Genomic DNA, 23,701 nt, shown 5'->3' on the forward strand with positions numbered 1-23,701 from the left:
CCCGGCGGCCTCAGGCCGACAGGCGCATCCCCGCGAGCCGCTCGGCGGCGGTGTCGAGCACCTCGAACCTCTTGCAGAACGCGAATCTGACGAGCGAGCGGTAGGGAGCCGCGTCCTCGGCCGAGCAGAACGCCGAGACCGGCACCGCGACCACGCCGGCGAGCGAGGGCAGCGAGCGGCAGAAGGCCACTCCGTCCTCGAAGCCGAGCGGAGCGGCGTCGGCCACGACGAAGTAGCTGCCGGCCGACGGCGAGACGCCGAAGCCCGCCGCGGAGAGGCCCGCGGAGAGGATGTCGCGCTTGCGCTCGAGGGTCGCGGCGATCCCGGTGAAGAAGGAGTCGTCCATCCCGAGGCCGAGCGCGACGGCTCCCTGGAACGGAGAGCCGCTCACATAGGTCAGGAACTGCTTGACGGCCAGGATCGCGGTCACCAGGTCGCGCGGTCCGCTCAGCCAGCCGATCTTCCACCCGGTGGTGCTGAAGGTCTTCCCCGCCGAGGAGATCGTGACGGTGCGCTCGCGGGCACCCGGCAGGGTGGCGATCGGCACGTGCGCGCCGTCGAAGCGCAGGTGCTCGTAGACCTCGTCGGTCACGATCACCGCACCGTGGCGCTCGGCGAGGCGCACGATCAGCTCGCGGGTCTCGGCGGGCAGGACGGAACCGGTCGGGTTGTGGGGGTCGTTGACCAGGATGACCCGGGTGCGGTCCGTCACCGCCCGCTCGAGGTCGTCGTGGTCGGCGACGAAGGAGGGGCCGCGCAGCGGCACGGTGCGGTGCACGCCTCCGGCGAGGGCGATGAGGGCACCGTACGCGTCGTAGTGCGGGGTGAAGGTGACGACCTCGTCGCCCGGCTCGAGCAGCGCGAGGAGGGTCGCGGCGAGGGCCTCGGTCGCGCCCGTGGTGACGAGGACCTCGCCGTCGGGGTCGACCTCGAGGCCGTAGAAGCGCTCCTGGTGCGCCGAGACCGCCTCGCGCAGGACCGGGAAGCCGGGGCCCGGCGGGTACTGGTTCAGGCCGGAGGAGATCGCCTCCCGAGCGGCGTCGAGCACCGCGCGGGGGCCGTCCTCGTCGGGGAAGCCCTGGCCGAGGTTGATCGCCCCGGTGCGGGTGGCGAGGGCGCTCATCTCGCTGAAGACGGTGGCGGCGACCTCGCCGCCGGGGCTGAGAAGACCGGCTCCCGCGGCGGCGCGGGTCCAGGATCCGTGGATGCTCACGCTCCCAGTCTGCACTGCGCTCGCCGATCCGAACTGCGCTCCCCCTCGGCGCTGCGCTCCTGATCTCACTGGTCGAGGGTGCTTCGCGAGCCGTCGGGCATTGAGGTCCGGCTCGCAGGCCCGTCATAAGAAACGCCCAGGTTCGATGGTCAAGCTATCCCCGCTTGGAAGGAGCAGCACCCATGACCGAGAGTCACGAGGGTCCTCGTCAGCCGGAGGAACCCACCACGCCGACGCCGTCCGGCGCACCCGAGGCGGCCGATCGCCCGTCCGCCGAGAGCTCCGCACCGCAGCCCCCCTACACTCCGAACTCCTCGACCGGCAACGAGCCGCAGCCCGTCGCTCCGGCCCCGCGCTACGGCCAGTTCGCCCCGCCCGCTCCCCACACCGTGCACAGCTCCGAGCCGGCCCCCGGCACCAGCGCGTTCGGCCCCGCCGGCGAGCAGCCCCCTGCCCAGGGCCCCGCGCCCACCGCCACCAAGCGCCGAGCGGGTGTCAGCGTCGTCGCCGCACTCGCGATCGGCGCGGTCGTCGGCGGAGTCGCGGGAGCCGGAGTGTTCGGCCTCTGGTCGGCCTCCAACGGCTCGGCCACCCGCGTCGTCTCCTCCGGCGGCTCGCAGACCATCACCGTGAACAACGCCGACGACGCCACGACCGCCACCGCTGTCGCCGCCAAGGCGACTCCGAGCGTCGTCACGATCTCGGTCAGCGGCGGCTCGTCGGCGGGCACCGGCTCGGGGATCGTCCTCACCGACGACGGCTACGTGCTCACCAACACGCACGTCGTGACGCTGGACGGCGGCGTCTCGGACGCTGCGGTCACGGTCACCACCGATGACGGCAGGATCTTCGACGCCACGATCGTCGGCACCGACCCGACACTCGACCTCGCGGTGATCAAGCTGACGGACGCGACCGACCTGACGCCGATCACCTTCGCCGACTCGACCAAGGTCAACGTCGGCGACACGGCCGTCGCGATCGGCGCGCCTCTCGGTCTCTCCGGGACCGTCACCGACGGCATCGTCAGCGCGCTGAACCGGAGCATCCAGGTCGCCTCCTCGGCCGCCCCCGACGACTCGGGGGACAGCTCGAGCGGGAGCACCGACAGCCCCTTCAACTTCGACATCCCGGGTCAGAACGAGCAGACCCAGGCCACGAGCACGATCTCGCTGCCGGTCATCCAGACCGACGCCGCGATCAACCCGGGCAACTCCGGTGGCGCCCTCCTCGACAGCGAGGGCGAGCTCATCGGCGTCAACGTCGCGATCGCCAGTGCGGGCTCGAGCTCGGGCTCGAGCGACCAGTCGGGCAACATCGGCGTCGGCTTCGCCATCCCGAGCGCGGTCGCCGAGCGCGTCGCGCAGGAGATCATCGAGAGCGGATCCGCGACCCACGGACTCCTCGGGGCCAGTGTCACGGACTCGACCGAGGACGTGCTCGGGGCCGCGATCCAGGAGGTCACCAGCGGCGGAGCGGCCCAGGCCGCCGGGCTCCAGGCCGGCGACATCGTCACCGACGTGTCCGGCACCCCGATCACCAGCGCCTCCGATCTCACGGCCCAGGTGCGGGCGCAGGCCGCGGGCGCCGACGTCGAGATCACCTACGTGCGTGGCGGCGAGAGCTACCAGGTCGACGTGACGCTGGGCACCATGGCGACCAGCTGACGCCGCCCTTCCGAGCCGACAGCAGCCCCCGAGGACACGTCCTCGGGGGCTGCTAGGGTTGTGCTCCCGCCACACGAACTGGACCCATGCAGCCCGAGACACCGACGGACGACCTCTCCGGCCTGCCCGGCGTCTCCTATGTGATGCCGGTGCTGAACGAGGTGACCCACGTGCGGGCGGCCGTCGCGTCGCTGCTCGCTCAGGACTACTCCGGGCCCTTCGACATCGTGCTGGCCCTCGCGCCGAGCATCGACGGCACGGAGGAGCTCGTCGCCCAGCTGAGCGCGGCCGATCCGCGGATCCACGTGGTGCCGAACCCGGTGGGGTCGACGCCGGCGGGGCTCAACGCCGCCATCCGCGCGTCTCGCCACCCCGTGGTCGTGCGGGTCGACGCGCACTCCGTGCTCCCCGCCGAGTACGCCCGCATCGCCGTCGAGGCGCTGCAGCGCTCGGGGGCCGACAACGTCGGCGGGGTGATGGCCGCCCAGGGCCTCACCGCGTTCCAGCGCGCCGTCGCCCGCGCCTACGGTTCCCGCATCGGCCTGGGCGGGACGCCGCACCACATCGGCGGCGAGGAGGGTCCGGCCGAGACCGTCTACCTCGGCGTCTTCCGCCGCGCCGCCCTCGACCGCGCCGGCCTGTTCGACGAGCGATTCAAGCGCGGCCAGGACTGGGAGCTCAACCGCCGCATCCGCGAGCAGGGCGGCCTCGTCTGGTTCACCCCGCGCCTCACCGTCACCTACCGCCCGCGCCCCTCGCTGCGGGCGCTGCTCCGGCAGTTCCTGTCGACCGGCATGTGGCGGGGGGAGCTGACCCGCCTGTTCCCGGCGTCGCGGTCGCTGCGCTACTTCGCCCCGCCCGTCCTCGTCGCGCTCCTGGCGCTCGGGCTGCTCGCGGGAGCGGCGGGCGCAGTGCAGGCGCTCGTCGGCGTCGCACCGTGGCTCCTGCTCGGCCTGGCCGTGCCGGCCGGCTACCTCCTCCTGGTCGCGGTGGCGACCCTGGTGGTCGCGCGAGAGGACGGCCCGCGCGCGATGCTCTGGTTCTGCGTCGTGATCCCCGCGATCCACGTGGCCTGGGGCACCGGTTTCGTGCTGGGCTTCGCCGGGCTGACCAGCAACATCGCCGCCCACCGCCACCAGCCGAAAGCCGATACCGCGAGGGGCGCATGACCACCACGACGAGACCCCGATCGATCGCCGAGCTGCGCGCCGTCGCACAGCCCCCCGAGGTCAGGGGGCGCCGGAACGCCGAGCACTGGACCGCCTCGCTCTACCTGCGGAGGTTCTCGCCGTACCTCACCTGGCTCCTGCTGCGCACCTCGATCTCGGCCAACGGCGTGACCGGGCTGATGATCCTGGTCGGCTGGAGCGCCGCCGCAGCGCTGCTGATCCCCGGGATCGCGGGGGCGGCTCTCGCGCTCCTGCTCGGCCAGCTGCAGATGCTGGTCGACTGCTGCGACGGAGAGGTCGCGCGCTGGCGGCGCACCTCGTCTCCGGCGGGCGTGTTCCTCGACAAGGTCGGGCACTACACCACCGAGGCGCTCATCCCGATCGCGCTCGGCCTGCGTGCGGCCGGGCTCCCCTTCGACGCCCCCGCCGACTTCCTCTGGACGACCATCGGGCTGGCGCTCGCCCTCGTCATCGTCCTGAACAAGGCGCTGAACGACATGGTGCACGTCGCCCGCGCCAACGCCGGGCTGACGAAGCTGGCCGACACGAAGGGGGAGGCTGTCCCGTCCTCCTCCGGTCTCGCCCGCCTCCGCCGCGCCGCGCGCTTCGTGCCGTTCCACCGCCTCTACCACTCGGTCGAGCTGACGATGCTCGCCTTCGCGACCGCCGTCGTCGGGCTCTTCGTCGGCGAGGGCGTCGCCGACCGGGTGCTGGTCTCGGCACTCCTGCCGCTCGCCCTCCTCGCCCTCGTCGGGCACTTCGTCGCGATCATGGCGTCCAAGCGTGTCCGCGCCTGAGACCGTTCCCGGCTCCGCGACCGAGCCGCGCGTCGGTGTCGTCGTCCTCACCCAGGGCACCCGTGCCGACGATCTCGCCGCCGGCCTCTCGAGCGTCCTCGCTCAGGAGGGCGTCGTGCTCGACGTCGTCTGCGTCGGCAACGGCTGGGTTCCGGAGTCGCTGCCGGAGGGCGTCCGCGCGCTCGCCCTGCCCGAGAACCGCGGCATCCCCGCCGGCAGGAACGCCGGCGTCCCCGCGGTCGCGGGGGAGTACCTCTTCTTCCTCGACGACGACGCGCGGGTGCCCTCGCCCGGCTTCCTCCGCGACGCGGTCGCTCTGCTGTCGTCACCGCGTCGGATCGGGCTCGTCCAGCCCCGTGTCGACAGCACCGACGGCACCCCCGCGCCGCGCCGCTGGATCCCGCGGATCCTCAAGGGCGACCGGCGCCGCTCCGGTCCGGTCTTCTCGGTCTGGGAGGGGGCGGTCGTCATCCGGCGCGACACCTTCGAGCAGGCGGGCGGCTGGGCCGACCCCTTCTTCTACGCTCACGAGGGCATCGAGCTGGCGTGGCGGGTCTGGGACACCGGGCGGACGACCTGGTACGCCGGCGAGCTGGTGGCCGAGCACCCGGTGATCCAGCAGACCCGGCACGCGGACTACTACCGGCTGAACGCGCGCAACCGGGTGTGGCTGGCGCGGCGCAATCTGCCCTGGCCACTCGCTCTCGCCTACGTGGGCTCGTGGACGGGGATCCAGTGCCTCCGGTGGGCGCGGGACGTGCCGACGCTGCGCGCCTGGTTCGCCGGGTGGCGCGAGGGCTGGCGGTCGGATCCCGGGGAGCGGCGCGTCCTGACCTGGCGCACAGTGCTGCGCATGGCGTTCGCCGGTCGTCCCCCGATCGTCTAGCATCGGGGCATCCGCCCCCCCGGTGAGGGCGGAAGGCTCCCGAAAGGACGACGGTGTTCGATTCGACGCAGCTCCTCTCCAGCGCGCTCCTCTCGACGGTGCGCGAGCGGATCGACGCGGCAGGAGGTGTCGCCTCCGATCCCGAGTTCCAGGCCCGGCTCGACGCGCACCTCCCGCGGCTCGTGGAGCTGCTCTCGTCGGTGTACGCCGACCGCGACGACCTGGCCGACCAGCTGGTCGCGCTCGTCGAACTCGCCGCCGGCTCGTGGGAGGCCCGCCCCGACGAGTTGCGGGCGCTCGACCGCGCTCGCGAGCTGCACCCCGACTGGTTCCTCTCGAACAAGGCGCTCGGAGGCGTCTGCTACGTCGACCGGTTCGCCGGCCACCTCGAGGGCCTGCGTGCCGAGATCCCGTACTTCCGCGAGATCGGGCTCAACTACCTGCATCTCATGCCGATCTTCGACGCCCCGGAGGGCGAGTCCGACGGCGGCTACGCGGTGTCGAGCTACCGGCGCGTGCGTCCCGATCTCGGCGACATGGAGCAGCTGCGCCTGCTCGCCTCCGAGCTGCGCGAGCAGGGCATCGCCCTCGTCGTCGACTTCGTCTTCAACCACACCTCGAACGAGCACGAGTGGGCGCGTCGGGCTCTCGCCGGCGAGACGCGCTACGAGGACTACTACTGGATCTTCCCCGACCGGGAGCAGCCCGACGCGTTCGAGCGGACCACCCGCGAGATCTTCCCCGACGACCACCCCGGCTCCTTCGTCCCGCTCGAGGACGGACGCTGGGTGTGGGCGACCTTCCACTCCTACCAGTGGGATCTGAACTACTCGAACCCCGAGGTGTTCCGGGCGATGGCGGGCGAGATGCTGTTCCTGGCGAATCAGGGCGTCGACGCGCTCCGGATGGACGCCGTCGCGTTCATCTGGAAGGAGCTGGGCACCACCTCGGAGTCGCAGCCCGAGGCGCACCTGCTGCTGCGCGCGTTCAACGAGGTCTGCCGGCTCGCCGCTCCGTCGCTCCTGTTCAAGTCCGAGGCGATCGTGCACCCGGACGAGGTCGTCGAGTACATCGACGTCGAGGAGTGCCAGCTCTCCTACAACCCGCTGCAGATGGCCCTCACCTGGGAGGCGCTCGCCACCCGCGACGTCCGCCTCCTCTCGCAGGCGCTCGAGCGCCGGCACGCCCTGCCCGCAGGGACGGCGTGGGTCAACTACGTGCGCGGGCACGACGACATCGGCTGGACCTTCGCCGACGAGGACGCCGCAGAGCTCGGCATCGACGCGGCCGGGCACCGCCGCTTCTTGAACGACTTCTACACCGACCGCTTCGAGGGCAGCTTCGCGCGCGGGGTCCCCTTCCAGGAGAACCCGCGCACCGGCGACCGGCGGGTGTCGGGCACGACGGCGTCCCTCGCCGGAGTCGAGGCCGGCGACCCGTACGGGATCGAGCGGGTCCTGCTGGCCCACTCCATCGCCCTGAGCACGGGCGGGCTGCCGCTGCTCTACCTCGGCGACGAGGTCGGGCAGCTCAACGACTACGGCTACGCCGAGGATCCGACCACGGCCGGTGACTCCCGCTGGGTGAACCGGCCGCGCCGGCCCACCGAGCGCTACGCAGAGCGCGAGACTCCCGGGACCGACGCGGGAGAGATCTTCGGCGGCCTCCTGCACCTGATCGCCATCCGCAAGGCCGTCCCGCTGTTCGCGGGGACGGAGCTCACCGTCTTCGACCCCGTGAACCACCATGTGCTCGGCTATCAGCGCCCCGGAGAGGGCGAGTCCCTGCTCGTCCTGGCGAACGTGTCCGACGAGGTGCAGGAGATCGCCCCCGAGCGCTTCGGCGCTGTCGAGCCGTGGGCGCTCGACCTCGTGACCGAGATCACCGTCGACCTCCGGGAGGGCTTCCGGCTCGCGCCTCTCCAGTTCGTCTGGCTCCGGGTGACGCCCGTCTGAGCCGCCCCGGTAGCCTGATCCGATGGCTGGCTTCCGCGACGTCCTCGATCGACTGCTGGTCGACGCCGGCCTGGCGCGCAAGGTTGGCCTCGATCTGCTCGCGGCGCGGCGTGCCCGCCAGGCGGTCTCCCGGCTCCTCGCCGCTCGCGGGCCGCTCCCGCTCGGGCGCTTCGAGATCGGCGTGTACTTCGCCGACGGCGACATCAACCTCTACCAGGTGCGGCAGTGGTACCGGCCGCTCGAGGAGCTCGCGCGGACGCACCCGGTCGTGCTGCTCAGCCGCAACGCGACCGCTGCGGAGGTGATGCTGCGCGAGAGCCCCGTGCCCGTCGCCTACGTGCGGTCGGTCGCCGACCTCGAGACCACGATCGCCGAGCAGCCGCTGCGCATCGTCCTCTACGTGAACCAGAACTCGCGCAACTTCCAGATGATGCGGTACGGGCGGAGGTGGCACGTCTTCGTCAATCACGGCGAGAGCGACAAGATGTACATGACCACCAACCAGTTCAAGGCCTACGACTACAGCCTCATCGCGGGCGATGCAGCGCTGGCACGGCTGCACCGGGTGCTCTGGGACTTCGACTTCGACAAGCGCGCCCTGCCGATCGGGCGCCCGCAGGCCGACCACTTCGCCGGCCGCACGCCGTTCCCGCCGGACGAGCGGCAGGTCGTGCTCTACGCGCCGACCTGGGAGGGCGACCGGCCGGCTGCCGGCTACGGGTCGATCCGGAGCCACGGCGTCGCGCTGGTCGGTGCGCTCCTGGCCGACCCGCGCTACCGCCTGGTCTACCGCCCGCACCCCCGCAGCGGCGCGGTCGACCCCGACTACGGAGCCGCCGACCGCCGGATCGCGGACATGATCGCCGCGGCGAACGCCGCCGACCCGACCGCCAGGCACGTGCACGACACGGGTGCCGAGCTCGGCTGGCAGCTGGCGGCCGCCGACCTCGCCGTCCTCGACGTCTCGGCCATGGTCTACGACCGCCTCGCGACCGGACGGCCGCTGATGGTGACGCGGCCCACGAGTCCCGACGCCGAGGTCGACGAGACCGGCTATCTCGGCGACGCGGAGTGGCTCCTCGCCGAGGACGCCTCGACGCTCCCGAGCAGGATCGCCGGCCCCGAGCACGACGAGGCCGCGGTCGAGCGCCTCGAGCGCTGGGTCGGGCACTACTTCGGCGACACGAGCCCGGGGGCATCCACCCGCCGGTTCCACGCCGCGATCGAGCACCTGCTCGCCCAGTGGGAGCACCACGCCGCCCTGCACCACGACGACCCGGAGGTCGACGAGCGCGATCCGGAGCGCTGAACGCCCCCTCGCCGCCGCGGCGTCAAGGCCCGGTCCGGTGCGGATCGCGCCCGCGCGCCTGCTACTACGCTCGACGCATGATCACCCCGCGCGGTTTCGCCCGCTCCCGCCGGCGCAGGGCCGTGGCGACGCCTCCCCCCATCGAGCCCGACATCGTCGTGTCGACCGACGCCGAGAAGCCGGTCTTCACCATCCGCTCGTTCCGCATCGGGCTGTTCGGTGGTCTCGGCGTGCTGGTCGCCCTGGTGCTCGGGGGCCTCGTCGTCTCGCTGAGCACGGTGCTCACCTACATCTTCGTGGCGCTGTTCTTCGCCCTGGGCCTTGACCCGCTGGTCTCGTGGCTCGAGCGCAAGCGGATCCCGCGGGCCCTGGCCATCACCATGGTCTTCGCGGTGGTCGTGCTCCTCTTCGCGAGCCTGCTGCTCTACATCATCCCGATCCTCGTCGAGCAGCTGACCCTGTTCGTGACGAGCGCGCCGAGGATCGTGACCGACATCGCCTCGCAGCAGTGGGTGCTCGATCTCGAGCAGCAGCTGCGCGGAGTCATCGACGTCGACGAGCTGATCCAGACCGTGCAGAGCTTCATCGGGGACCCGGGCAATCTGCTGTCCCTCGGCGGCGGGCTCCTCGCTGTCGGGACCGGAATCGCGAGCGGAGTGACCGGCGCGATCATCGTGCTGATCCTGATGCTGTACTTCCTCGCCTCCCTGCGGTCGATGAAGGCCGTCGCCTACCGGTTCGCGCCGGCGTCGCACCGCGCCAAGGCGCACGAGGTCGGTGACGAGATCACCGGTGCCGTCGGCCGCTACGTCGTGGGGCAGGTCTCCCTGGCGGGAGTCAACGGAGTCCTGACCTTCATCCTGATGCTCTCGATCGGCGGTCCGTTCCCCGCGCTCCTGGCCTGCGTCGCCTTCCTCTGCTCGCTGATCCCGCTCGTCGGCACGATCACGGGAGCGATCATCATCTCGCTCGCGTGCCTGCTCGCCTCCCCGGTGACGGCACTGGTGGCCGCGATCTACTACCTGGTCTACATGCAGGTCGAGGCCTACTTCCTCAGCCCGCGCATCATGAACCGCGCGGTGTCGGTGCCCGGAGCGGTCGTCGTCATCGCGGCGGTCGCGGGAGGCACGCTCGCGGGCGTGCTCGGCGCACTCGTCGCGATCCCGGTCGCCGCATCGGTGATCATCGTCGTGCAGAAGGTGGTCTTCCCGAGGCAGGACGCCAAGTAGCGGCGATCAGCGGAACGGCGGGACTGCGCCGTCCACCGCGGCGGTGAACGCCGCGACCGACGACGGGAACCGCGGGTCGGAGCCCGCCGCGGCCACAGGCGGGAGGGTCCGCGTGACCAGCGGGACGACTCCGGCCCAGACGCCCTCCTCCTGCGCGTCGTCGTCGGAAGGGCCTGCCGCCCGCACCTTCACGCTCGCCTCGGTGAGCGGCAGGCGCAGCACGAGGGTCGCGGCGATCTCGCGGGACGTGCTCGGGCGCACCTCCTCGTCGCGACCGGGGAGCAGGCGGGCGACGAGCAGCTCGAGTGCGCGGGCCTTCTCCTCGCCCTCGAGCGCCTCCGGAGTGCCGAGGATCATCGCGGACCGGTAGTTCATCGAGCTGTCGAAGGTCGAGCGGGCGACGACGAGTCCGTCGACCAGGGTGACGGCGACCGTGAGAGAGGCACCGCGGGCGGCGGCGCGCAGGAGTCCGCCGCCGCTCGAGCCGTGCAGGAGGAGCGAGTCCCCGTCGCGCGCGAACAGGATCGGCAGGACGATCGCGGCGCCGTCCCTGACGAGGGCGACGTGCGCGACGAGCGCCTCGTCGAGGATCTCGTCGAGCGCGGCGCGGTCGGTGCTCTGGCGGTCGCGGAGTCGGGTGATCCGGGTGCGGTCGGTGACGGTGAGGGTGTCCATCCGCTCAGGGTGCCGTCCTGTCTGGATCTGCCAGAATGCCAACGGACCGACGAACGAGTGGTCCAGTTCGGAGGAGGACATGGCCTCGGCGGAGATCGAGATCCCGCTCCTGCTCGCGCCGTCCGCACGCGGCTCCGTCCGGGCGTCGCTCGCGGAGGCGCTGCGAGCGGCGGTGCTCGACGGACGCTACCGAGCCGGCGACGCGATCCCGTCCAGCCGCGTGCTCGCCGAGCAGCTGGGCGTCTCGCGCGGGACCGTCGTCGCGGCCGTCGACCAGCTCGTGGGGGAGGGCTACCTCGTCGCGCGCCCGCGTGCGGCCGTGACGGTCGCCTCCGACGGGATCGTCGTTCCCTCCTCCGCAGAGGCGTCGCCGCGCCGGGATCCCGTCGAGCCGGTTCCGGCGCGGCTCGACCTGCGGCCGGGACGGCCGGACACCCGCGGCCTCGACACTCCGGAGTGGCGGGCGGCGTGGCGGCCGGCCCTCTCCGCGCCCCCCTCCGACCTCCCGGTCGCGACCGGTGATCCCGGTCTGCGCGAGAGCATCGCCGAGCAGCTCCGGCGTTCCCGCGGCCTCGATGTCGGGGCCGAGGACATCGTCGTGACGAGCGGAACAGCCGACGCCGTCGCCCTGCTCGCGCGAGCGGCCGCGAGCGCGCTCGGCCGTCCGGTCCGCGTGGCCGTGGAGGACCCCGGCTACCCGGCCGTGCGGCGTCGGCTGCGCGCCGAGGGCCACGAGATCGTCGGCGTCCCGGTCGTCGGCGACGGCATCGACCTCGGAGCGCTGGCTGCATCCGGGGCCGACATCGTCGTGGTGACGCCCTCGCACCAGTACCCCACCGGCGGGCGCCTCGCCCTCGCCGCCCGCCTGGAGCTGGTCCGTCGGTCGGCCGGCGAGCGGCTCCTCGTGATCGAGGACGACTACGACAGCGAGTTCCGCTACGTGGGAGCCCCGCTGCCCGCTCTCGCCTCTCTCGACACGGGCGGGGGAGTGGCGCACATCGGCTCGTTCTCGAAGACGGTCTCGCCGTGGCTGAGGGTGGCCTACCTGGCGCTACCCGCGTCGTCGTGGCTGCGCGCGGCACTCGCCGAGATCGACGCCGAGCGGGACGCGTCCGTCTCGGGGCCGACGCAGGAGGCGCTCGCCGCGTTCATGGCGAGCGGCGCGTTCCGGCGCCACCTGACGCGGTCTCGGCGACGCTACGTGCACCGGCGCGAGCTGGTGAGGCGCTTCTCCGAGGCCGTCGACTGGGGCACGGCGAGCGGGCTCGACGGCGGGCTGCACGTGGTGCTGTCGCTGCCGCTCGACGCCTCGGTGGTCGCGGCCGCCCTCCACGCGGAGGGGCTCCTCGTCGCGACCCTCGACGAGTACGCGGTCTCGGGCCGGGCGACCGAGGACGCGCTCGTGCTCGGCTACGGCAGCACCGGCGATCTGGAGCTCGCGGAGGCGCTGACGATCATCGATCGCACCGTGCGGCGGCTCGTCCGTGATATCCGGCTCGTCCGTGATATCCCTGGAGGATGACTGCCGACGCCGCACTGCACATCACCGACGACCCCGAGGCCGACGCGCTCCTCACCCGGGATCCGCTCGCCCTGCTGATCGGCATGCTGCTCGACCAGCAGGTCGCGATGGAGACGGCGTTCTCGGGTCCGCTCAAGATCGAGCAGCGCCTGGCGGAGGCGGGGGCCGCGTTCGATGCCGCGTCGATCGCCTCCTTCGACGAGGACGACTTCTCGGAGCTGTGCCGGACGCCGCCGGCGATCCACCGCTACCCGGCGAACATGGCCGGGCGGGTGCAGGTGCTCTGCCGGGCGCTGGTCGACGACTGGGGAGCGGACGCCTCCGCGATCTGGACCCGCGACGAGCCCGACGGCCGCACGGTGCTGGCCCGCCTGAAGGCGCTGCCCGGTTTCGGTGACCAGAAGGCGCAGATCTTCGTGGCGCTGCTCGGCAAGCGGCGCGGCTTCACCGGGGCGGGATGGCGTGAGGCGGCCGGGGCCTACGGCGAGGAGGACTCGTTCCGCTCGGTGGCCGACATCGTGTCGCCGGAGTCGCTGGCGAAGGTGCGGGCGACGAAGCAGGCGGCCAAGGCCGCGGCGCGGGAGTCGAAGAAGTAGACCTCGCGTCCGGCTCCGGCCCGTCAGATCCGGTCGTCGAGCTCCGCGATCAGCGCGGCCCGGTCCTCGCGCAGGATCGACGCCCCGCTCCCAGGGATCCCGCGGACCTCGACACCGCGCGCGGTGAGCACCGTCGCGAGGGACGGGTGGCCCAGCGGGTCCTCCGGCAGCACCGCGAGGGTCGGAACGGTGAAGCCCGCGGGAGCCTCCGCCGCGCCCTTCGCCGTCAGACCGCTCGCCGAGGACGGATCCCAGAGGCGGTGCGCCGAGACGTCGAGCTCGATCTGCTCGTCGGTCCAGATCGGGTGCCGGCGACGCACCTCGTCGGCGTCGCCCTTCTCGACCTGCGCGAGAGCGCCGGTCCGGCGCAGGGTGCCGGTCAGACCCCGCGCGTCCGAGAAGGCGGGGTCGAGCAGGATCAGGCGCTCGGGCCGGTAGCCGTCGACGAGCTCGGCCGCGACCAGCGCGCCGAGGCCGTGGCCGATGATGAGGTCGGGAGTCTGCAGCACCGACGCGCGCACGTCGCCCGCCCAGCGCTCCGGCGAGTACGACGGCGACTTCGGAGACCCGCCGTGACCGGCCAGGTCGGGCGCGATCACGCGGTAGCCGTGCTCGTGGAGGGTCGGCACGAGGGCGTACCAGACCCTCGAGTCCGAGGCGAGGCCGTGCAGCAGCAGCGCCACCCGCTCACCCGCCCCGCCGTAGTCGCGGACGTACAGCTCGAGGGGCTCCGCCGGACCGGCCGACAGCGCCTTCCGCTCGGCGTGCGTGGGCTCGAGCACCAGGGAGTTGGCGAAGACCTGGGGAGCCGGGCCGAACGCGTCGCGGGCGCTGCGCACGACCGCGCGTCCGAGCATCGCGTTGCCGGCGCCTCCGATCGCGGCACCGATGCCGAACGGCAGGGCCCGCCCGACGAGACCCGCGCCCTGCTGGGCGAGGAAGTGGTGGGTGAAGGAGCGCTTGGCCCGATCGGCGATCTCGCCTACCAGGAACGACGGCAGCCCCTTCGTGACCACGGAACCCCAGTACTGGTTCATGCCGTTCCCGCCGCCGGTGGCCTGGCTCGCGACCTGGCGCACGAGGTCGCTCCCGGAGGAGCCCATCATCAGCGTCAGCACGAGGGCGCGGGCGCGCTCCGGGTCCTCGAGGCGGATGCCGTGCACCTCCGTCACCGACTGCGCGAAGAGGGCGCTGGCCTCGAGGAACCCCGCCGCCCCGGCGCCCGACAGGGCGAGGGAGGTGATGGTGCCGATCCCGGGGACGACGGCGGTCGCTCCGATGGCCGCGCCGCCCGCGGCGACGCTGGCGAGGTACTGCCGCTCGAGCGACGTGATGAGCTGGTCGGGAGTCGCGTTCGGCCGACGGCGTCGCAGCGCGCGGATGTTCGCGAGCACCGCGGGGCGCTGGACGGCCAGCAGCCGATCGAGGATGCGCGCGAGCTGCGCGTTCTCGACCTGCGCCTCCGAACCCGACGTGTCGTCGATCCGCTTCTCGAGATCGCGCTTGCGCTTGCGGTCGGCCATGTCCTGCACTCCTGCGTCGTCTGCCGGCCGCGGATGGCCCGGCGCGTTCGTCACTCGGCGGCGGCCTGCGGTTTCGGCGCGTAGTCCTCAGCGTAACGGGCGAGCACCTCGTCGATCGGCCCGTCCAGAACGAGCGCGCCCTTGTCGAGGTAGAGCCCGCGCGTGCAGAACCGACGCAGGTCGCGCTCGTTGTGCGAGACGAAGAACAGCGTCCGGCCGGCGGCGAGGAGCTCCTCGATCCGCGCGTAGCACTTCTCGCGGAAGGCCTTGTCGCCGACGGCGAGCACCTCGTCGACGAGGATGATCGGCTCCTCGAGGCGCGAGACCACCGAGAAGGCGATGCGCACCTTCATCCCGCTCGAGAGGTGCTTGTAGGGGGTGTCGAGGAAGTCGCCGATCTCGGCGAACTCGATGATCGAGTCGAACCGGGCGTCGACCTCGCGTCGCGACATGCCGTGCAGGCCGGCGGTGAGGTAGACGTTCTCGCGGACGCTGAGGTCGGCGACGAACCCGCCGGTGATCTCGATCAGCGGAGCGACGCCTCCGCGCACCTCGACGACGCCCTCGTCGGGCAGGACCACGCCCGCGACCAGCTTGAGGAGGGTCGACTTGCCCTGACCGTTGCGCCCGACGACACCGATCGCCTCGCCGGCCCGTACCTCGACATCGAGGCCGCGCAGCGCCCAGAACTCTCCCGGTCGCGAGCGCCGGGCACCGCCCGAGAACAGGTCCTTGAAGGAGCGGCGGCCGCGGCGGTTGCGGCGGAAGCGGATGCCGAGGCCGCGGCAGGCGATGACGACGGGGGCCTCGGCGGGGGTCGACGCGGAGGTCGACGCGGGGGGAGGCGTCATCACAGCTCCTTCAGGACCGCGCGCTCCGAACGGCGGAAGACGATCAGCCCGAGACCGAGCACGAGGACCGAGATCAGCGCGGAGGAGAGGATCAGCGGCAGGTCGAGCTCGCTCGCGAAGAACGTCGAGCGGTAGAGGGCGAAGATCCCGCTGAGCGGATTGAGGGCGGCGAGCGGCCGGATCGCCTCGGGGAGGTTCGCGGTCGAGTAGATGATCGGCGACGCGTAGAAGAGGAAGCGCAGGACCAGCTTGATGGCCCGCTCGAGATCGCGGAAGAAGACGACCAGCGGAGCGACCAGGAGGCCGACCCCCAGGGTGAGGACCGCCTGCAGGAGGATCGCCACGGGGAAGAGCAGGATCGCCGGAGTGACGCTCGCGCCCGCGATCACCGCGAAGAGCACGAGGACCGGCAGGCTCGCCACGAACTCGATGCCCTTCGACAGCACGATCCGGCCGACCCAGATCGTGCGCGGGATCGACGTGGAGCGGACCAGCTTCGTCTCGCGGAGGAACGCCCGGGTCGCGTCGGACGTGGCCTGGTTGAACCACATCCACGGGAGGAGCCCGGCGAGCAGGAAGACGATGTAGGGGTCCTCGCCCACCGACCGGTCGAAGACCACGGTGAAGACGAAGTAGTAGATGCCCGACATCACGAGCGGGTCGAGCACCGACCAGAAGTAGCCGAGCGCGCTGGTCGCGTAGCGCACCGTCAGGTCGCGCTTCGTCAGGAGCCAGAGCGAGTGCCGGTAGCGCCACGCTCGCGAGCGGCGGTGACGGACGGCGGTGTCGGACTCGGCGTCGCCGACGCGTGCGGACGTGCTCACTGCGCGCGACTCCTCCCGGCCGACTCCGTTCGAGCCGATTGCGGTCGAGCCGGGGGAGGCTCCGCGGGCGTCAGACGAAGAGGTTCGCGCGCTCGAGGTCCTCGGCGAAATCCACCTCGACCGCATAGAGGTCGGAGATGTCCATCGGCTCGACGAGCAGCCTGTCCTGCTCGATCGCCAACTCTATGCCACGCTCGAAGTAGTCCTGGGCGTCGACCCGGGCCAGCTGGCGGATGAGCGCCGGCTTGTCGGCCGCCGAGACGTAGTTGATGCCCACGGCCTCGCCGAGACCGCCGCGCACCGTCTTCGAGAGCTCGTCGATGTAGCCCTCGGCGCTCGTCGTGTACTTGACCTCCTCGTCGGACACCTTGGCGGTGTTGACGGTGACGAAGGAGGTGTCCTTCGCGACGAGCACGGCGGCCCGGTCGAGGATGCGGGGGTCGAACACGACGTCGCCGTTCATCCAGAGGACCCCGCCCTGGCCGGAGGCCTGGAGCGCACGCAGGAGGCTCTTCGACGTGTTGGTCTGGTCGTACTGCTCGTTGTAGACGAACGACGCCGACGGGAACGCCTCGATGATGTGCTCGAGCTTGTAGCCGACGACGATGCTCACCGGCACCTTCGTACCGAAGGCGTGGTGGATGTTGTCGAACTGCTGCTGCATGATCGTGCGGCCGTCGCTGAGGGGGGTCAGCGGCTTCGGGAGGGAGCGGCCGAGACGGCTGCCCATGCCCGCGGCGAGGATGACGACGGTGGCGGGGATGCTGCTCGAACCGGAGCCGGTGCTCGTCCGGCCGGTGCCGACGGCGTCGGCGCCTCGAGTGTCATCGCCGCCTCGAGTGTCTCTGTGTGCCATCGTGTCGTCTCCTCGATTTAACCGCTGTGTATCGATCTCGGTGCTCCCTGGGTGAACTCTTAGTGTACAGTTCCCGCTCTCGAAGACCAGGGTGGTTGACCGGCCGTGTCGGAGCCCGCTCCCCGCCTCCGGCGCGCCCCCGTCGGCGTCGGAGCGACTTGGTACCGTAGCCGGATGACGTCCGCGACGAACGCCGAGGGTTTCCGACAGGAGTCGGCAGCAGAGCCCGCGATCGCTCCGGACGCCGCCTCTCCCGACCTCACCGCTCTCGAGGACGCCGCCGCGGCCGGAGCCGCCGCTCCGGAGGCCGCTGCTCCCGGCGCCGCTCCGGACGTCACCGCTCCCGACGCCGCCGCCGCCACTCCCGTCGTCTTCGAGCTCCACGCCCTCACGCGGACGTTCGGCCGCACGGTCGCCGTCGATCGCATCGACCTCGAGGTCCGCGCCGGCACCTTCTACGGGATCATCGGCCCCAACGGCGCCGGCAAGACGACGACCCTGTCGATGATGACGGGCCTCCTGCGCCCCGACACGGGCAGTGTCCGCGTGCACGGGGTCGACGTCTGGAAGGACCCGGCCGCGGCGAAGAAGCTCATCGGGGTCCTGCCCGACCGGCTGCGGCTCTTCGACCGCTTGACCGGCGCCCAGTTCCTCTACTACGCGGCGGCACTGCGCGGCATCGACCGGCCGACGGCCAAGCGGCGCATCGTCGAGCTCGCCGATGCGCTCGGGCTGACCGACGCGCTCGGTCGCCTGATCTCCGACTACTCCGCGGGGATGGCGAAGAAGGTCGCCCTCGCCGGCGCCATGATCCACGCGCCCCGCGTCCTCGTGCTCGACGAGCCGTTCGAGTCCGTCGACCCGGTCTCCTCCGCGGCCGTGATCACCGTGCTGCGCCGGTTCGTCGCCGGGGGAGGCACGGTCGTGCTCTCGAGCCACGGTCTCGACTTCATCGAGCGCGTCTGCGACGACGTGGCGGTGATCGTCGGCGGCAGGGTGCTCGCCTCCGGATCGGTGGAGGACGTCGCCGGGACCGCGACCCTCGAGGAGCGCTTCCTCGAGCTCGCGGGAGGCAAGCAGATCGCCGAGGGGCTGCAGTGGTTGCACGACTTCTCCGGCTGAGGCTCGACGTCCTGCTCGGGGCCTTCCGCTCGGGAGCCGCGCAGTCCGGCGGGGCCGTCCTCGGGCTCCTCGTCGTCGTCGGTGCTACCGCGGCGCTGCTGCTCGGGGTGGGCTCCCTCGAGGCGTCGTCGGAGTCGGCGGCAGACGCCGTGGTCGTCGCCGGCGCGCTCCTGACCCTCGGCTTCCTCGTGCTCCCGTTCCTGCTCGGACCGGTCGACCCGATGGACCCCCGGTCGTTCCGGCTCTTCGGCATCCCCGCCGCGCGGCTCGCCGCGGCGCTCGCCCTGGCCGGTCTCGTCTCGGCGCCGGTGCTCGCCCTGGCCGTCGTCGCCGCGGCGCTGGTGCCCCTGTTCCCGGGTGCCGGCGGCTTCGCGGTGCTCGGACCGCTCCTCGGGGTCCTCACGACGGCGCTCTGCGCGCGGATCGGTCTCGCCGCCTCCGCCGCGCTCGTCCCGTCGCGCACCGCGAGGGAGCTGCTCGCAGTCCTCGGCCTCGTGCTCCTGCTGGCGGTGCCCGCCGCACTGGTCGTCGTGACCGGCCTCGACTGGGGAGGGACGGGCTCTCGGGCCCTCGACACGGTCGCCTCCGCGCTCGAGGCGTCGCCCTTCGGCGCGGCGTGGGCCCTCGCCGCCGACGCCGAGTCGGGCGACCCCCTGCCGTCGCTCGCCGTCGCGCTGGTCACTCTCGCGGCCGCGGCCGGACTGTGGTGGCTGATGGTGCGGCTGCTGATCACCCGTCCGGAGCGGACGCACCGGCCGGCGAGGGGACTGCGCCTGGGCTGGTTCGACGCGCTCCCCGCCTCGCCCGCCGGCGCGATCGCCGCGCGGAGCGTCACCTACTGGCTCCGCGACCCCCGCTACCAGGCGTCGCTCGTCGCCGTCCCGCTCCTCCCGGTGGTCGCGCTCGTGCTGCTCGCCGTCGTCGGGGTGCCCTTCCCGCTCCTGTCGCTGCTCCCGGTCCCGCTGGTCGTCCTCTTCCTCGGCTGGTTCCTGCACAACGACACCGCCTACGACGGCTCGGCGTTCTGGCTGCACGTCGCCGCGGGCGTCCGCGGGCGCGCCGACCGGATCGGCCGGGCGTTCCCCACGCTCCTGCTCGGCCTGCCGATCGTGCTGCTCGGCTCGCTCGTGAGCAGCGCGACCTCGGGCCTGGAGCGGTCGTTCCCGGTCCTGCTGGCCGCGAACACCTGCCTCCTCCTCGTGCCGGCCGGAGTCGCCAGCGCGCTCTCGGCGCGGCTCGCCTACCCGGCACCGCGCCCCGGCGACAGCGCGTTCGTGCAGCCGCAGGCACCGGGTGCGAGCGGCGCGGGGCCGCAGGCGCTCGCCTTCGGGCTCGGGCTGCTGCTCTCGGCGCCGACCGTGGTGCTGGCCGTCCGAGCGCTCTTCGTCGACCAGGAGGCGGTGCAGACCGCGCTGCTCACCGGTTTCGGCAGCGCGCTCGTGGTCTTCGTGCTGGGGGTGCTGATCGGCGGGGCGCTCTTCGACCGGCGGGCCGCGGAGCTCGTCTCGTTCACCAGCCGGTACTGACGCCGGTCCTCGCGGCCGGCCCCGCCCGCCCCCGGGGTGCGAGCGTAGGATCGAGGGCATGACGACCCGCCCCGAGAACAGCAGCACCGACCCCCTCGAGGGAGGCGGTGGAACCGCCACGCTCGATCGCGAACTCGAGGAGCTCCTCAACCAGGAGACCATCGAACCCGGTGATCACGAGCGCTTCTCGCACTACGTGCCGAAGGACAAGATCCTCGAGAGCGCTCTGACCGGAAAGCCGGTCAGAGCCCTCTGCGGCAAGAAGTGGCTGCCCGGCCGCGATCCCGAGAAGTTCCCGGTCTGCCCCGCCTGCAAGGAGATCTACTCCCGCATGAAGTAGCGGGCGCGCCTCACGCGTAGCGCGTCGGCAGCACCGGGTCGCCCCGGCCGAGCCGGAGCGCGTCCTGGGGGAGCTCCAGCACCGCGTTGGCGTGGTGCTCCCGAGCCGCCTCGACGCTGGCAGCACCGAGGTGCTCCGAGCGGATCGTGCCCGCCTCGACGAGGGGGACGAGCAGCGCGCGCTCGCCGTCGCCGACCGCACCCTCCGGCCCGGCGCCGACGTGCACGACCTCCTCGAGCGCGATCCCGTCCTCCGAGAGGAGGCGTCCGGCAGCCTTGCGCCCGCCGATCGACTCCTTCGAGACCGACTTCTTGGCGACGGCCACCCACTCGCCCGCGTCGTCCTCGTGCGCGACGAGCTTGTAGACCATCCCGGCTGTCGGATGACCGGATCCCGTGGCGACCGAGGTGCCCACTCCGTAGGAGTCGACGGGGGAGGCGGCCAGTGCCGCGATGCCGAACTCGTCGAGGTCGTTCGTGACGGTGATCCTGGTCGCTGTGGCGCCGAGCGCATCGAGCTGGGCGCGCACCGCCGCCACCTGCTGGGGCAGGTCGCCGGAGTCGATGCGCACGGCGCCGAGACCCGTGCCGGCGACCCGCACGGCCAGGTCGACGGCGGCGGTCACGTCGTAGGTGTCGACGAGGAGCGTCGTGCCCGGTCCGAGCGCGGCGACCTGCGCGCGGAACGCCTCCTCCTCGGAGTCGTGGAGCAGTGTGAAGGCGTGGGCGGAGGTGCCCATCGTCGGAACTCCCCAGCTGCGGCCGGCCTCGAGGTTCGAGGTCGCTCCGAAGCCCGCGATGTAGGCGGCGCGCGCGGCGGCGACGGCCGAGCGCTCCCCGGCCCGCCTCGAGCCCATCTCGGCGAGCGGCCGGCCGTCGGCGGCCGACACCATGCGCGCCGCGGCGCTCGCGACCGCGCTGTCGTGGTTGAGGACGCTCAGCACCAGCGTCTCGAGCAGCACGCCCTCGGCGAAGGGCGCCTCGACGATCAGCACGGGGGAGCCGGGGAGGTAGACCTCGCCCTCGCGGTAGCCCCACACGTCGCCGCGGAAGCGGTAGTCGGCCAGCCAGTCGAGGGTCCTGGAGTCGACGACGCGGTTCGCGCGCAGCCAGTCGAGCTCGGGGTCGCCGAAGCGGAACCGGGAGACGAGTTCGAGGAGCCGGCCGGTGCCGGCGAGCACGCCGTAGCGGCGACCGGGGGGAAGGCTCCTGGCGAAGACCTCGAACATGCAGCGGCGATCGGCGGTCCCGCTGCCGAGAGCGCCCTCGACCATCGTGAGCTCGTAGCGGTCGGTGAGGAAGGACGTGGCATCCATGGGCTCAGTGTTCCACGAGCCCGCCGGTAGGCTCGTCTCCCGTGACGGACGCACCCATCGGCATCTTCGACTCCGGGGTCGGCGGGCTCACCGTCGCCCGCTCCGTCATCGACCAGCTCCAGAACGAGTCGATCGTCTACCTCGGCGACACCGCGCACTCCCCGTACGGGCCCAAGCCGCTCGCCGACGTCCGCGCCTATGCGCTCGACACGCTCGACACGCTCGTCGATCAGGGGGCGAAGCTGCTCGTGATCGCCTGCAACACGGCGTCGGCCGCGATGATGCGGGACGCGCGCGAGCGCTACACGATCGGCCGCGGCATCCCCGTCGTCGAGGTGATCCACCCCGCGGTGCGCAGCGCCGTGCGCGACACCCGCAACCGCCGCGTCGGCGTCATCGGGACCGTCGGCACGATCCGCTCCCGCGCCTACGACGACGCGTTCGTCGCCGCACCCGATCTCGAGCTCGTCACCGCCGCCTGCCCCCGCTTCGTGGAGTTCGTGGAGGCCGGGATCACCTGGAGCGACGAGCTGCTCGCCGTCGCCGAGGAGTACCTCGCCCCGCTCAAGGCCGCCGGAGTCGACACCCTCGTCCTCGGCTGCACGCACTACCCGCTGCTGCGCGGCGCCATCGCCTACGTGATGGGCCCCGAGGTGAGGCTGGTGTCGAGCGCCGAGGAGACCGCGCTCGACGTCTACCGCACCCTCGTCGCGCACGGACTGCAGCGGACGGCCTCAGCCCCGCCGAGCTACCGCTGGGAGGAGACCGGATCGAGCGACTTCGTCCGCCTCGCCCGCCGGTTCCTCGGCCCCGAGGTCTCGAGCGTCGATCTCGTCGAGACCGGAACCATCAATCTGCGCGAGCTCGATCGGGCCGCGCCGCAGACAGGGAGCCCCCAGTGACCGACAGCACCGCCAGCACTGCCGTGAAGCGCAAGGACGGCCGCGCGGCCGACGAGCTGCGCACCGTGACCATCGAGCGCGGCTGGAGCACGCAGGCCGAGGGGTCGGCCCTCGTCTCGTTCGGCGACACGAAGGTGCTCTGCACCGCCTCCTTCACCAACGGCGTCCCGCGCTGGCTCCAGGGCAAGGGCAAGGGCTGGGTCACCGCCGAGTACGCGATGCTGCCGCGCTCGACCAACTCGCGGATGGACCGCGAGGCGGTCAAGGGCAAGGTCGGCGGGCGCACCCACGAGATCTCGCGGCTGATCGGCCGCAGCCTCCGCGCCGTCGTCGACATGAAGGCGCTCGGCGAGAACACGATCGTCGTCGACTGCGACGTGCTGCAGGCCGACGGCGGCACCAGGACCGCCGCGATCACCGGGGCCTACGTCGCGCTGGTCGACGCGATCGAGTGGGCGCGCGGCAAGAAGTACGTCGGGCAGAGGGCCACCCCGCTGATCGACAGCCTCTCGGCCGTCTCGGTGGGCATCATCGACGGCGTGCCCATGCTCGACCTCGCCTACGTCGAGGACGTGCGCGCCGAGACCGACATGAACGTCGTCGTCACCGGCCGAGGCCTTTTCGTCGAGGTCCAGGGCACGGCCGAGGGCGCTCCGTTCGACCGCCGCGAACTCGACGCCCTGCTCGACCTCGCGGTCGCGGGAGCCGCCGATCTCGCGCGCATCCAGGCGGAGGCGCTCGCCGCGGAGCCGGGCGCGTGAGCCTGGATCTCGTGCTCGCGACGCACAACGCGGGCAAGGTCGAGGAGTTCCGCGCGATGCTCGCCGGCGCGCTGCCGGAGGTCGGCGTCCGCGCGTACGACGGCCCGGAGCCCGTCGAGGACGGCGTCTCGTTCGCCGAGAACGCCCTGATCAAGGCGCGGGCCGCCGCGGCGCACATGGGTCTCGTGGCGCTGGCCGACGACTCCGGCATCTGCGTCGACGTGCTCGGAGGCGCGCCGGGCATCTTCTCGGCGCGCTGGTCCGGCAGGGCGCACGACGCCGCCGCGAACCTCGAGCTGCTGCTCGCCCAGCTCGCCGATGTGAAGGCCGAGCACCGCGGCGCCCACTTCAGCTGCACGATCGCCCTCGTCGTGCCCGACTCCGTCCTGCCGGGCGGTCAGGAGATCGTCGTCGAGGGGCGCTGGGACGGCTCGATCGCGCTCGCTGCGCGCGGGACGAACGGGCACGGCTACGACCCGGTCTTCGTCCCGGATTCGGGAGCCCTCACCGCGGCGGAGCTCGCACCCGAGCAGAAGAACGCCCGGAGCCACCGCGCCCGGGCGTTCACCGCGCTGCGCTCGGAGCTCGTCGCCCTCGAGGCGCGCCTGGCCTGATCCGCGCCTGGCCTGATCCGCGCCTGGCCTGATCCGCGTCTGGCCTGAT

At 72.4% G+C, this 23,701-nt stretch carries 22 protein-coding genes; 15 read left to right on the forward strand and 7 right to left on the reverse strand.

Annotated elements, in window-relative coordinates; translation table 11 throughout:
• Window positions 1-10 precede the first annotated feature (10 nt).
• Window positions 11-1,213 (reverse strand): aminotransferase class I/II-fold pyridoxal phosphate-dependent enzyme, encoded by a 1,203-nt coding sequence (locus tag B9Y99_RS14095; RefSeq protein ID WP_085477172.1) that lies wholly within the window; start codon window positions 1,211-1,213, stop codon window positions 11-13.
• Window positions 1,214-1,395: 182 nt separating this feature from the next.
• On the opposite strand from B9Y99_RS14095, the gene B9Y99_RS14100 reads away from it, so the two are divergent.
• The 7 genes from B9Y99_RS14100 to B9Y99_RS14130 all read left to right on the forward strand — a co-directional run bounded on the left by B9Y99_RS14100 (window position 1,396) and on the right by B9Y99_RS14130 (window position 10,225).
• Window positions 1,396-2,880 carry a S1C family serine protease gene (locus tag B9Y99_RS14100; RefSeq protein ID WP_085477173.1) on the forward strand — a complete coding sequence of 495 codons (1,485 nt, stop codon included), beginning with the start codon at window positions 1,396-1,398 and terminating at the stop codon, window positions 2,878-2,880.
• 86 nt (window positions 2,881-2,966) lie between these two features.
• Window positions 2,967-4,049, forward strand: a complete 1,083-nt coding sequence (locus B9Y99_RS14105; protein WP_085477174.1) for a glycosyltransferase family 2 protein — start codon at window positions 2,967-2,969, stop codon at window positions 4,047-4,049.
• Complete coding sequence (locus B9Y99_RS14110) at window positions 4,046-4,846, forward strand: CDP-alcohol phosphatidyltransferase family protein (protein WP_085477175.1); 801 nt, start codon at window positions 4,046-4,048, stop codon at window positions 4,844-4,846. Before B9Y99_RS14105 ends, B9Y99_RS14110 begins: the two co-directional genes overlap by 4 nt.
• A complete protein-coding gene (locus tag B9Y99_RS14115) occupies window positions 4,833-5,732 on the forward strand; it encodes a glycosyltransferase family 2 protein (protein ID WP_085477176.1) in 900 nt (299 codons plus the stop codon). Before B9Y99_RS14110 ends, B9Y99_RS14115 begins: the two co-directional genes overlap by 14 nt.
• 53 nt (window positions 5,733-5,785) lie before the next feature.
• Window positions 5,786-7,687, forward strand: coding sequence for an alpha-amylase family protein (locus B9Y99_RS14120; RefSeq protein ID WP_085477177.1), 1,902 nt, complete (start codon window positions 5,786-5,788; stop codon window positions 7,685-7,687).
• A gap of 22 nt (window positions 7,688-7,709) precedes the next feature.
• On the forward strand, window positions 7,710-8,996 hold the full coding sequence (locus B9Y99_RS14125) for a hypothetical protein (protein ID WP_085477178.1): 1,287 nt from the start codon (window positions 7,710-7,712) through the stop codon (window positions 8,994-8,996).
• Between the two features lie 77 nt (window positions 8,997-9,073).
• Window positions 9,074-10,225: an AI-2E family transporter gene (locus tag B9Y99_RS14130; RefSeq protein ID WP_085477179.1), complete on the forward strand. Its 1,152-nt coding sequence runs from the start codon at window positions 9,074-9,076 to the stop codon at window positions 10,223-10,225.
• Between the two features lie 6 nt (window positions 10,226-10,231).
• Here the strand turns inward: B9Y99_RS14130 and B9Y99_RS14135 are convergent, their stop codons facing one another.
• A complete protein-coding gene (locus tag B9Y99_RS14135) occupies window positions 10,232-10,900 on the reverse strand; it encodes a pyridoxamine 5'-phosphate oxidase family protein (protein WP_085477180.1) in 669 nt (222 codons plus the stop codon).
• Between the two features lie 79 nt (window positions 10,901-10,979).
• Between B9Y99_RS14135 and pdxR the strand changes: the two genes are divergently transcribed.
• Window positions 10,980-12,422 (forward strand): MocR-like pyridoxine biosynthesis transcription factor PdxR, encoded by a 1,443-nt coding sequence (gene pdxR, locus B9Y99_RS14140; RefSeq protein WP_085477181.1) that lies wholly within the window; start codon window positions 10,980-10,982, stop codon window positions 12,420-12,422.
• Window positions 12,419-13,018 (forward strand): HhH-GPD-type base excision DNA repair protein, encoded by a 600-nt coding sequence (locus B9Y99_RS14145; protein ID WP_085477182.1) that lies wholly within the window; start codon window positions 12,419-12,421, stop codon window positions 13,016-13,018. Before pdxR ends, B9Y99_RS14145 begins: the two co-directional genes overlap by 4 nt.
• A 23-nt stretch (window positions 13,019-13,041) precedes the next feature.
• On the opposite strand, the gene B9Y99_RS14150 is transcribed toward B9Y99_RS14145, so the two are convergent.
• The 4 genes from B9Y99_RS14150 to B9Y99_RS14165 form a co-directional block, all read right to left on the reverse strand.
• The gene (locus B9Y99_RS14150; RefSeq protein ID WP_085477183.1) at window positions 13,042-14,541 is read right to left on the reverse strand and encodes an alpha/beta fold hydrolase; all 1,500 of its coding nucleotides are present in this window, start codon (window positions 14,539-14,541) and stop codon (window positions 13,042-13,044) included.
• 50 nt (window positions 14,542-14,591) lie between these two features.
• Window positions 14,592-15,392 carry an ABC transporter ATP-binding protein gene (locus B9Y99_RS14155; RefSeq protein ID WP_085477184.1) on the reverse strand — a complete coding sequence of 267 codons (801 nt, stop codon included), beginning with the start codon at window positions 15,390-15,392 and terminating at the stop codon, window positions 14,592-14,594.
• A complete protein-coding gene (locus tag B9Y99_RS14160; protein WP_244274924.1) occupies window positions 15,392-16,216 on the reverse strand; it encodes an ABC transporter permease in 825 nt (274 codons plus the stop codon). The genes B9Y99_RS14155 and B9Y99_RS14160 overlap by 1 nt, the downstream gene beginning before the upstream one ends.
• A 70-nt stretch (window positions 16,217-16,286) precedes the next feature.
• On the reverse strand, window positions 16,287-16,979 hold the full coding sequence (locus B9Y99_RS14165; RefSeq protein WP_129588065.1) for a phosphocholine cytidylyltransferase family protein: 693 nt from the start codon (window positions 16,977-16,979) through the stop codon (window positions 16,287-16,289).
• A 267-nt stretch (window positions 16,980-17,246) separates the two neighbouring features.
• On the opposite strand from B9Y99_RS14165, the gene B9Y99_RS14170 reads away from it, so the two are divergent.
• Genes B9Y99_RS14170 through B9Y99_RS14180 form a run of 3 tightly spaced genes read left to right on the forward strand, consistent with a single transcriptional unit; the run spans window position 17,247 to window position 20,060 of the window.
• Window positions 17,247-18,194: an ABC transporter ATP-binding protein gene (locus B9Y99_RS14170; RefSeq protein WP_085477187.1), complete on the forward strand. Its 948-nt coding sequence runs from the start codon at window positions 17,247-17,249 to the stop codon at window positions 18,192-18,194.
• A complete protein-coding gene (locus B9Y99_RS14175; RefSeq protein WP_085477188.1) occupies window positions 18,170-19,720 on the forward strand; it encodes a hypothetical protein in 1,551 nt (516 codons plus the stop codon). The genes B9Y99_RS14170 and B9Y99_RS14175 overlap by 25 nt, the downstream gene beginning before the upstream one ends.
• Window positions 19,721-19,778: 58 nt before the next feature.
• Window positions 19,779-20,060, forward strand: coding sequence for a DUF3039 domain-containing protein (locus B9Y99_RS14180; RefSeq protein ID WP_085477189.1), 282 nt, complete (start codon window positions 19,779-19,781; stop codon window positions 20,058-20,060).
• A 10-nt stretch (window positions 20,061-20,070) separates the two neighbouring features.
• On the opposite strand, the gene B9Y99_RS14185 is transcribed toward B9Y99_RS14180, so the two are convergent.
• The gene (locus B9Y99_RS14185) at window positions 20,071-21,375 is read right to left on the reverse strand and encodes a nicotinate phosphoribosyltransferase (RefSeq protein ID WP_085477190.1); all 1,305 of its coding nucleotides are present in this window, start codon (window positions 21,373-21,375) and stop codon (window positions 20,071-20,073) included.
• A gap of 41 nt (window positions 21,376-21,416) precedes the next feature.
• On the opposite strand from B9Y99_RS14185, the gene murI reads away from it, so the two are divergent.
• The 3 genes from murI to rdgB are packed head-to-tail and all read left to right on the forward strand — an operon-like array spanning window position 21,417 to window position 23,652.
• Window positions 21,417-22,277 (forward strand): glutamate racemase, encoded by an 861-nt coding sequence (murI, locus tag B9Y99_RS14190; protein ID WP_085477191.1) that lies wholly within the window; start codon window positions 21,417-21,419, stop codon window positions 22,275-22,277.
• Entirely contained in the window at window positions 22,274-23,038 is a 765-nt protein-coding gene (gene rph / locus B9Y99_RS14195) for a ribonuclease PH (protein WP_085477192.1), read from the forward strand. The genes murI and rph overlap by 4 nt, the downstream gene beginning before the upstream one ends.
• On the forward strand, window positions 23,035-23,652 hold the full coding sequence (gene rdgB / locus B9Y99_RS14200; RefSeq protein WP_085477193.1) for an RdgB/HAM1 family non-canonical purine NTP pyrophosphatase: 618 nt from the start codon (window positions 23,035-23,037) through the stop codon (window positions 23,650-23,652). The genes rph and rdgB overlap by 4 nt, the downstream gene beginning before the upstream one ends.
• Window positions 23,653-23,701: the final 49 nt, after the last annotated feature.

Origin of the sequence: Rathayibacter oskolensis (assembly GCF_900177245.1) — a bacterium.
Classification (GTDB): Bacteria; Actinomycetota; Actinomycetes; order Actinomycetales; family Microbacteriaceae; genus Rathayibacter; species Rathayibacter oskolensis.